The sequence below is a fragment of the Escherichia sp. 93.1518 genome (genome assembly GCF_013368915.2).
Taxonomy (GTDB): Bacteria; Pseudomonadota; Gammaproteobacteria; order Enterobacterales; family Enterobacteriaceae; genus Escherichia; species Escherichia ruysiae.
The window spans coordinates 97,916-107,592 of sequence record NZ_JABWMT020000015.1; the positions used below are offsets into that span (position 1 = coordinate 97,916).

Annotated in this window: 9 protein-coding genes; 6 read left to right on the top strand and 3 right to left on the bottom strand. The window is 48.9% G+C overall.

Going from position 1 to position 9,677, the window contains the following annotated elements; all coding sequences use genetic code 11:
* Nucleotides 1–4: 4 nt before the first annotated feature.
* Nucleotides 5–1,141, bottom strand: a complete 1,137-nt coding sequence (locus tag HEN21_RS13255) for an HlyD family secretion protein (RefSeq protein WP_000364945.1) — start codon at nt 1,139–1,141, stop codon at nt 5–7.
* Nucleotides 1,142–1,143: 2 nt separating this feature from the next.
* Nucleotides 1,144–1,506, bottom strand: a complete 363-nt coding sequence (locus tag HEN21_RS13260) for a DUF3302 domain-containing protein (RefSeq protein ID WP_000479617.1) — start codon at nt 1,504–1,506, stop codon at nt 1,144–1,146.
* Between the two features lie 536 nt (nt 1,507–2,042).
* On the opposite strand from HEN21_RS13260, the gene mtlA reads away from it, so the two are divergent.
* The 3 genes from mtlA (at nt 2,043) to mtlR (ending at nt 5,921) form a co-directional block, all read left to right on the top strand.
* A complete protein-coding gene (gene mtlA, locus HEN21_RS13265) occupies nt 2,043–3,956 on the top strand; it encodes a PTS mannitol transporter subunit IICBA (RefSeq protein WP_000093246.1) in 1,914 nt (637 codons plus the stop codon).
* Between the two features lie 229 nt (nt 3,957–4,185).
* Complete coding sequence (mtlD, locus tag HEN21_RS13270) at nt 4,186–5,334, top strand: mannitol-1-phosphate 5-dehydrogenase (protein ID WP_000645428.1); 1,149 nt, start codon at nt 4,186–4,188, stop codon at nt 5,332–5,334.
* Entirely contained in the window at nt 5,334–5,921 is a 588-nt protein-coding gene (gene mtlR / locus HEN21_RS13275) for a mannitol operon repressor MtlR (RefSeq protein WP_000247990.1), read from the top strand. Before mtlD ends, mtlR begins: the two co-directional genes overlap by 1 nt.
* Nucleotides 5,922–5,931: 10 nt before the next feature.
* Here mtlR and yibT read toward each other — a convergent pair whose 3' ends face one another.
* Nucleotides 5,932–6,141: a protein YibT gene (gene yibT, locus HEN21_RS13280; protein WP_000517102.1), complete on the bottom strand. Its 210-nt coding sequence runs from the start codon at nt 6,139–6,141 to the stop codon at nt 5,932–5,934.
* A 269-nt stretch (nt 6,142–6,410) separates the two neighbouring features.
* On the opposite strand from yibT, the gene HEN21_RS13285 reads away from it, so the two are divergent.
* The 3 genes from HEN21_RS13285 to HEN21_RS13295 form a co-directional block, all read left to right on the top strand.
* A complete protein-coding gene (locus HEN21_RS13285) occupies nt 6,411–6,773 on the top strand; it encodes a YibL family ribosome-associated protein (RefSeq protein WP_000665684.1) in 363 nt (120 codons plus the stop codon).
* A gap of 493 nt (nt 6,774–7,266) precedes the next feature.
* Nucleotides 7,267–7,950 carry a DUF3251 domain-containing protein gene (locus tag HEN21_RS13290; RefSeq protein WP_176252172.1) on the top strand — a complete coding sequence of 228 codons (684 nt, stop codon included), beginning with the start codon at nt 7,267–7,269 and terminating at the stop codon, nt 7,948–7,950.
* 43 nt (nt 7,951–7,993) lie between these two features.
* Nucleotides 7,994–9,677 (top strand): ESPR-type extended signal peptide-containing protein (locus HEN21_RS13295; protein WP_286192468.1); only part of this gene is annotated, 1,684 nt, incomplete at its 3' end.

The window sequence follows — 9,677 nt, forward strand, 5'->3', positions numbered from 1 at the left end:
AGTCTCAATGATCCAAATAAAGATAATGCATCCAACTGGTCATCCGCAGCAGTACTTTCCGCATTACCGAAACATGGCTGAAATGGTCGGAGTAAACGGCTACCTGGGCGTAGATGCCGTCGGGTAAGGCATCGATATCAGCGTTAGGGTCGAGTTCAATGGTTCCCAGCACACCATCCGTTCCGGGCACGACCGTTAACGATTGCAGCACCCCCTGTGCCTGATACGAACCGCCAGGCACCACTGGCAAGATGCTGGTCAGTTTGCCGTGGAATACCTGCCCCGGCAGCGCGTTAAATACGACTTCCGCATCATCACCGGGTTTCAGACGTAACAGCGAGTTTTGCCGGAACTGGGCGACGATTTGCCGTTTTTGCTCTGGAATGAAGACCATCACCGGACGTAACGGCAACGCTGCCGCGTAAGTGCCAGGACGAATGAGTACCTGAGTAACGTAACCGTTGCTCGGCGCGCGAATAATAGTTTGCTCAAGGTTATATTTCGCTTCGGTCAGTTGCGCCCTTAAGCTCACAATCTGTGATTGCTCGCCGTTGACCATGCTGTCGAGCTGGCTCTGGATCTGCGCCTGCTCCGCCACCGAACCTTTCACCAGCGCATCCTGCGCGAGAAAATTTTGCCGCGCGTCGTCGATGTCACGTTCCGAGAACGGATTGACCGTCGCCTGACTACCTTTCAGGTAACGTTGATAATTTTTAAACAGACGGTCGCGCTCCGCTGAAACTTGAGTGGTGTTGGCCTGCGCTTCAGTGAGCTGCGCGCGCAGCGTTTTGATATTATGCGTCGCCGTCATCAAATCAGCCTGGAGTCTGTCTACTCGCGCCTGATAACGTACTGGGTCGAGCTTAAAAAGCACCTCGCCCTTCTGAATAAGCTGATTATTTTTGTCGGTGACTTCAGTCACGATCCCCGTCACCTGTGGCGTGATGGGGATAGCTATCACTGCCTTTTGCGCAGTAAAAGTGTAAGGATGGTTGTAGTTCATCAATAAAATCAAACCACTCACCAGAAACACGCCACCCAGCGCCGCTGTCGCCAGCGTCCACTGATTCACCGGAATGCGGAAGATTTTAAAGACCGCCCATGCCAGCGCCACGTAAGTTAAAACAATTAACAGATCCATAATCAGATCTCCGGGAACGTGGAATAGTCAGTCTTTTTTTCAGCTGCAAGTTGGTGCTCCAACCGGGAAACACGGTCAGAAAGCGCGGCAATTTCCGGGTCAGTCGCTTTCTCTTGCGACGCAGTATGTGACTGCATTCCCCAGCCGCGCTCTGGCTGGTAAAGCGTTGCCCAGATCCACAAGAACGGCCAGATTACATGCAGGGTAAACAGACTTACCCAACCCGCCGTATGAATGGCGTCGGCGTGGGGATGGTTGCGCTTTTTGGCAATCAGATAGGGGATGTCATGTATCGCGATGATTCCATAAAAAATCACCAGAAAGACGAAGATCAGCACTCCCAACGCGAAGTAGTTTAGAAACATATCTGCCTCGGATTCACGCTTATCAGTGTTGTTTTTTGGCTGGCAGCCGGAAGGGAGTCAGGCTGATACTTTGACATTAATCCGCGTTTGCCAATCTCGCCATCACACCGAAGGATAATTTTAAAAGGTGATGAGTTGCTCAGTTACAAAACAGTCTTAAGGCAAAGTCAGAACATGCTGCAGATCACACCAGGTGAATTACCGAAGAAAATATCTTGTGATTCAGATCACAATAATTCAACAAACAACCAAAACAAAAATGTGATGCTATTCACATTTTAATGCCATTTTTAGCGAAAATCGCCGCCTTGTTGCTTTTTTACACAAGTATTTTGTGATGCACATCACGTCAATTACCTCTCTACCCCCTATATTTATGTGACCGATATCACACAAAAGGCCGTCGACTGGACAGTTAACCGATTCAGTGCCAGATTTCGCAGTATCTACAAGGTCCGGCTACCTCTGCCGCCACATTAACAAAAAACCTCGGGCTTCCAGCCTGCGCGACAGCAAACATAAGAAGGGGTGTTTTTATGTCATCCGATATTAAGATCAAAGTGCAAAGCTTTGGTCGTTTCCTCAGCAACATGGTGATGCCAAATATCGGCGCGTTTATCGCGTGGGGTATCATCACCGCGTTATTTATTCCAACAGGGTGGTTACCGAACGAAACGCTGGCGAAGCTGGTCGGGCCGATGATCACTTATCTCCTGCCGCTGCTGATCGGTTATACCGGTGGTAAGCTGGTAGGTGGCGAACGTGGCGGCGTGGTTGGTGCTATCACTACCATGGGCGTTATCGTCGGCGCAGACATGCCGATGTTCCTCGGTTCTATGATTGCAGGTCCGCTGGGTGGCTGGTGCATTAAGCACTTCGACCGCTGGGTAGACGGTAAGATCAAATCCGGTTTTGAGATGCTGGTGAATAACTTCTCCGCTGGCATCATCGGGATGATCCTCGCCATTCTGGCATTCCTCGGCATTGGTCCAATTGTTGAAGCCCTGTCCAAAATGCTGGCTGCGGGCGTTAACTTCATGGTTGTCCATGACATGCTGCCGCTGGCGTCTATCTTTGTTGAACCGGCGAAAATCCTGTTCCTCAACAACGCCATTAACCACGGTATCTTCTCGCCGTTGGGTATTCAGCAGTCCCATGAACTTGGCAAATCCATCTTCTTCCTGATTGAAGCGAACCCGGGTCCGGGTATGGGTGTTCTGCTGGCGTACATGTTCTTTGGTCGCGGTAGTGCGAAACAGTCTGCGGGCGGTGCGGCAATCATCCACTTCCTGGGTGGTATCCACGAAATCTACTTCCCGTATGTGCTGATGAATCCGCGTCTGATTCTGGCCGTTATCCTCGGTGGTATGACTGGCGTGTTCACGCTGACTATTCTGGGCGGTGGTCTGGTTTCTCCGGCATCTCCGGGTTCTATCCTCGCGGTACTGGCGATGACGCCAAAAGGTGCTTACTTCGCTAACATCGCAGGTGTGTGTGCGGCGATGGCAGTCTCCTTCGTTGTCTCTGCTATTTTGCTGAAAACCAGCAAAGTGAAAGAAGAAGACGATATTGAAGCGGCTGCGCGTCGTGTCCAGGAGATGAAAGCTGAATCAAAAGGCGCTACTCCACTGTCTGCTGGCGATGTGACTAACGACCTGAGCCACGTGCGTAAAATCATCGTTGCCTGTGACGCCGGTATGGGTTCCAGTGCGATGGGTGCGGGCGTGCTGCGTAAGAAAATTCAGGATGCAGGTCTGTCGCAGATTTCTGTTACTAACAGCGCGATCAACAACCTGCCGCCGGATGTGGACCTGGTCATCACTCACCGTGACCTGACCGAACGTGCTATGCGTCAGGTTCCGCAGGCACAGCATATTTCGCTGACTAACTTCCTCGACAGCGGCCTGTACACCAGCCTGACCGAACGTCTGGTTGCTGCCCAGCGCCATACTGAAAACGAAGTGAAAGTGAAAGACAGCCTGAAAGACAGCTTTGACGATTCTAACGCCAACCTGTTTAAGCTCGGCGCGGAGAACATCTTCCTCGGTCGCAAAGCGGCAACCAAAGAAGAAGCGATTCGCTTTGCCGGTGAACAACTGGTGAAAGGCGGCTATGTTGAGCCGGAATACGTACAGGCGATGCTGGATCGTGAAAAACTGACCCCGACCTATCTGGGTGAGTCTATCGCGGTGCCACACGGTACGGTTGAAGCGAAAGATCGCGTACTGAAAACAGGCGTCGTGTTCTGTCAGTACCCGGAAGGCGTGCGCTTCGGTGAAGAAGAAGATGACATCGCCCGTCTGGTGATTGGTATTGCTGCCCGTAATAACGAGCACATTCAGGTTATCACCAGCCTGACCAACGCGCTGGATGATGAGTCCGTCATCGAGCGTCTGGCACACACCACCAGCGTGGATGAAGTGCTGGAACTGCTGGCAGGTCGTAAGTAATCCAGGCCCACCCTCTCCTCATGGAGACGGTGGGGCTGATTGCCTGATGCGCTTTGCTTATCAGGCCTACAAAACAAAGCGCAGTTTGTTAAATTTGCACGCTCTTGTAGGCCGGATAAGGCGTTTACGCCGCATCCGGCGCTGCCCCTCTCCTCACGGAGAGGGTTTGGGTGAGGGAAAAGCCTCACCCCAGCCCTCTCGGGTAAAAACATTGATGAAGGTTAATACTATGAAAGCATTACATTTTGGCGCAGGTAATATCGGTCGTGGCTTTATCGGTAAACTGCTGGCAGACGCGGGTATCCAACTGACGTTTGCCGATGTCAATCAGGTGGTACTTGATGCCCTGAATGCCCGTCATAGCTATCAGGTTCACGTTGTCGGCGAAACCGAGCAGGTGGATACCGTTTCCGGCGTTAATGCCGTCAGCAGCATTGGCGACGACGTGGTTGATTTAATCGCCCAGGTTGATTTAGTCACCACCGCCGTTGGCCCGGTCGTGCTGGAACGCATTGCTCCGGCAATCGCCAAAGGGCTGGTGAAACGTAAAGAGCAAGGTAATGAATCCCCGCTGAACATTATCGCCTGTGAAAACATGGTACGTGGCACAACACAACTGAAAGGTCATGTGATGAACGCCCTGCCGGAAGATGCCAAAGCGTGGGTAGAAGAACACGTTGGCTTTGTGGATTCCGCCGTTGACCGTATCGTGCCGCCTTCTGCTTCGGCAACTAACGATCCGCTGGAAGTGACGGTAGAAACCTTCAGCGAATGGATTGTCGATAAAACCCAGTTCAAAGGCACACTGCCAAATATTCCTGGTATGGAGTTAACCGACAACCTGATGGCGTTTGTCGAACGTAAGCTCTTCACCCTGAATACGGGTCATGCTATAACCGCGTACCTTGGAAAACTGGCGGGTCATCAGACCATTCGTGACGCGATTCTCGACGAGAAAATCCGTGCGGTGGTAAAAGGGGCGATGGAAGAAAGCGGCGCAGTACTGATTAAGCGTTACGGTTTTGACGCGGACAAGCACGCAGCGTACATCCAGAAAATCCTCGGTCGTTTTGAAAACCCGTATCTGAAAGATGATGTTGAGCGCGTAGGCCGTCAACCACTGCGTAAACTGAGTGCTGGCGACCGTCTGATCAAGCCGCTGCTGGGTACGCTGGAATATGGCTTGCCGCACAAAAATCTGATTGAAGGTATTGCCGCTGCAATGCACTTCCGCAGTGAAGATGATCCGCAGGCACAAGAACTGGCGGCGCTGATTGCCGACAAAGGCCCGCAGGCTGCGCTGGCGCACATTTCCGGGCTTGATGCCAACAGCGAGGTTGTCACCGAGGCGGTAACCGCTTATAACGCAATGCAATAATGGTGAACCAGGCGCAGGACTCCCTGCGCCCGAATAACAGATTGTCAGATATGCAGGCAACAATGGAACAAACCCAGGCCTTTGAAAACCGTGTGCTTGAGCGTCTGAATGCTGGCAAAACCGTGCGAAGCTTTCTGATTACCGCCGTCGATCTCCTGACCGAGGCGGTGAATCTTCTGGTGCTTCAGGTATTCCGCAAAGACGATTACGCGGTGAAGTATGCTGTAGAACCATTACTCGACGGCGATGGTCCGCTGGGCGACTTGTCCGTGCGCTTAAAGCTGATTTATGGGCTTGGCGTAATTAGTCGCCATGAATACGAAGATGCGGAACTGTTGATGGCACTGCGGGAAGAGCTGAACCACGACGGCAACGAGTACGCATTTACCGATGATGAAATTCTTGGGCCATTTGGCGAACTGCATTGCGTGGCGGCACTGCCTCCGCCGCCACAGTTTGAACCAATAGACTCCAGTTTGTATGCGATGCAAGTTCAACGCTATCAACAGGCTGTGCGATCAACAATGGTCCTTTCACTGACAGAGCTGATTTCCAAAATCAGCTTAAAAAAAGCCTTTCAAAAGTAAGTACTTTCGCTTACTTCTCCTCTACCGGATTCGGCCGATAAAGTCGGCGATAATATTCCAGACGTTGTAGATATAACGGCACGCTTTCCTCAGGTATACCGGATGGAATCGCGTTACGGGGGGGAAGTTTATTCAGATACTCCCGGAACGCCTGGCTTGATGCCATGAAATCTACGGCTTTATCAATAAGAAGCGGAACGTTTTCACCTAATTTGCCCATAATAATATCTCCGTATTACCCCGCGCCGGGAATGCGCGACCGCCGATTTTAGTTTAGATCCCGATAAAAATGACATTAAGGAAAACGTGCGAAATCCACAACGCTTGCCCTCACCTTCTGATTATATTATTTATTAATCAATGCATTATATGATTTTTGAACCCCAGATTTGTTACCCGACAAAACTATTACAATGCCATCAGTTGTGAACAAAGCACCTGGTCGCGCATACTAGGGGCTATAAATTTATCTTTATCAGAAGCCATCCCATGAAAGAAGTCGAAAAAAACGAAATTAAACGTCTTAGCGATCGCCTGGACGCCATCCGCCACCAGCAGGCCGAACTGTCGCTGGTTGAAGCCGCAGACAAGTATGCCGAGCTGGAAAAAGAGAAAGCTACGCTGGAAGCGGAAATTGCCCGCCTGCGTGAAGTTCATAGCCAGAAACTCAGCAAAGAAGCACAAAAGCTGATGAAGATGCCGTTTCAGCGTGCGATTACCAAAAAAGAACAAGCCGATATGGGTAAGCTGAAGAAGAGTGTCCGTGGGTTAGTCGTAGTGCATCCGATGACCGCACTGGGTCGTGAAATGGGTCTGCAAGAGATGACCGGGTTCTCAAAGACAGCGTTTTAACCCTCTTACCTGTCTATCTCCTTCACATCCCGCGTTGCAGATAAATGCGGGATGTAACAATTATCTTCCTCTTTTTCCTCTGTTTCCTCGTAGAGCCTGCTTTTTACCAGTGGCACTCAATCTGAAAATGCGTTCAGTAAAAGGTTTGGTTCGACACCTGAAAATGGACGATATCATTCATAAAATAAAACTTTTGCCCTTATTTTCTCCATCCGCATTCTAAAAATCCACCCCAAACATTGATTGTATGAATATTAAATTAAAGCTATTTTTCTGCTTTAAATGCAGTGTTTGACATCTGACAACCCTCCTCATTAAAATCCGCCTCCTTAATACAAATAAACAATTTTAAAATTTAATAAATAATTTTCAAAATGAATGTATAAGCAATAATTATAAAGCCAGCCATATAAATCACAAAAGCATCAACCACAAATGGACACATCCCTTAGTTCAAATTGCTAGCAGGGATGATATGTAAGGATAACTTTGTATGAATGTGAATAAATTTTTTACAGGCGTCATGGCGGCTTCGACAATGCTGGTATTGTCAGGTTGTGATTACGTCGAAAAAACGAAAGTAGTTGATGAACTAACAAAACAACAGGAAGAACAAAAGGCCAGAATCGATCAACTCGAAAAACAATTAGAACAACAAGACAAAAAAATAGGCACCATTGAAAAACAAAACATTAGCGTAATAAACAGTACAAAAACGCTGGCTCAGGTGGTGAAAGAGATTAAGCGTCAGCAAGACTACTTTGTCTTTACTGAATTTAACCCAGCTCAAACAAAATATTTTATTTTGAATAATGGGTCTGTGGGTTTAGCGGGGCGCATATTATCAATAGAGGCCTCTGAAAATGGCAGTGTTATACATATGTCGCTGGTTAATTTATTAAGCGTAACTGTTTCTAACATTGGTTTTCATGCCACCTGGGGCGGTGAAAAACCTATTGATCAAAAAGAATATGCAAAATGGCAACAACTGCTATTTAGCACCACCATGAACTCCACGCTGAAATTATTACCAGGTCAATGGCAAGACATTAACTTGACGCTAAAAGGGGTGTCTCCCAATAACCTGAAATACCTGAAGTTGGCTATTAATATGCAGAATATCAACTTCGACAACCTTCCACCGGCTGATAACCGGCAGAAAAAAAGCAAAAAATAAATGCAGTCATTGCACTTATATCAAGGAATAGAGAGCAACAACAATGAACAAAATTTTTAAAGTTATCTGGAACCCTGCAACGGGGAGTTACAGCGTCGCCAGCGAAACGGCAAAAAGCCGTGGAAAGAAGTCCGGGCGCAGCAAGCTGTTAATTTCTGCATTAGTTGCCGGTGGACTGATGTCGTCGTTCGGGGCGGGTGCTTCTGTCAGTCTTGATGGTGGTACGAGCATTGAAACTCCCGAAGAACACGATAGCTGGATTGCTATCGGAAAGAATGCAAAAGCTACATCAAAGACAGATGGAGGAGTCGCAATTGCAATAGGAATCGACGCGACAGCCAGTGGAATAGGAAGTACCGCATTCGGCTACAAGAGTCAGTCATTGGGTGAGCTATCCATAGCTATAGGGCACATGTCTAAAGCCTCGGGGAACAGATCCGTAGCATTCGGTAGCGGCGCAGAGTCAAAAGCAGAGTATTCCGTTGCATTGGGTTTGGTAGCTTATACCGGTGGTGCATCCTCCATTGCAATAGGTAGAAGTGCAAGAGTAGAAGATGGTGCTGATTATGCAGCTAGCCTTGGTTACCAGGCATTAGCCGCAGGAAAGTATAGTCTGGCACTCGGCTCAGATACAAAAGCCAATGCTATTGATAGCCTGGCATTTGGAAGACTGGCTTTAGCGAATGCCGATGGTGCCATTGCAATGGGTGCCGCAAGCGAAGCCAATGGATTATATAGTTTGGCATTGGGTTCAAGCAGCATAGCTAACGCGGACAATACCGTTGCGCTTGGATATGGAGCCAATGCAACCAAAGCTGGAGCAATGGCTTTCGGTCAGGCAGGAAAAGCAGACGGTTTAAATTCTATTGCGCTGGGTAATAAAAGTCAGTCAAGCGGCGAAAACAGTATTGCGCTTGGACAAGAAAGCGTTGCCGGTACTGAAAAAAGTATTGCAATTGGTAGCCTGTCCAGTGTAACGGGTGTCAACTCCGTTGCTCTGGGCACGGGTTCCACAGCGGTGGAAGATAATACTGTTTCAGTAGGTAACGACACACTACAGCGTAAAATTGTCCATATGGCTAAAGGCGATATTAGCAGTACCAGTACTGATGCCATCAATGGTTCACAGCTTTATGATATCAGTAAGTCAGTCGCAGACCGTCTGGGCGGCGGTGCCTCCGTGAGTACTGCAGGGATTGTTAACGCCCCTAACTACAAACTGCAAAGCGGTACTTTTAATAATGTTGGCGAAGCGTTAAAAAGTCTTGACGATAATACATTGCAATGGGACTCGCTTAAAAAAGTCTACAGTGCAAAACACGGTTCCGATGCCACCAGCAAAATCACCAACGTTACGGCGGGTGAGCTGAACGCATCCAGTACCGATGCGGTTAACGGTTCTCAGTTGAAAACCACTAACGACAATGTGCAAATTAACGCTGACAACATCGCCACCAACACCACCAATATCAGCACCCTGACCGGCGATGTTGCTAGCAACACCACTAACATCACTAACCTGACGAATGACGTTGCCGCCAACACCACCAGTATCACCAACCTGGCTGATACGGTGACTAACCTTGGTGCGGATGCACTGTCATGGGATGACGACACAGGTGCATTCACCGCCAAACACGGCACCGATGCCACCAACAAAATCACTAACGTGAAAGACGGTGATTTGACTGTTGACAGTAAAGATGCCGTTAACGGCTCTCAGTTGA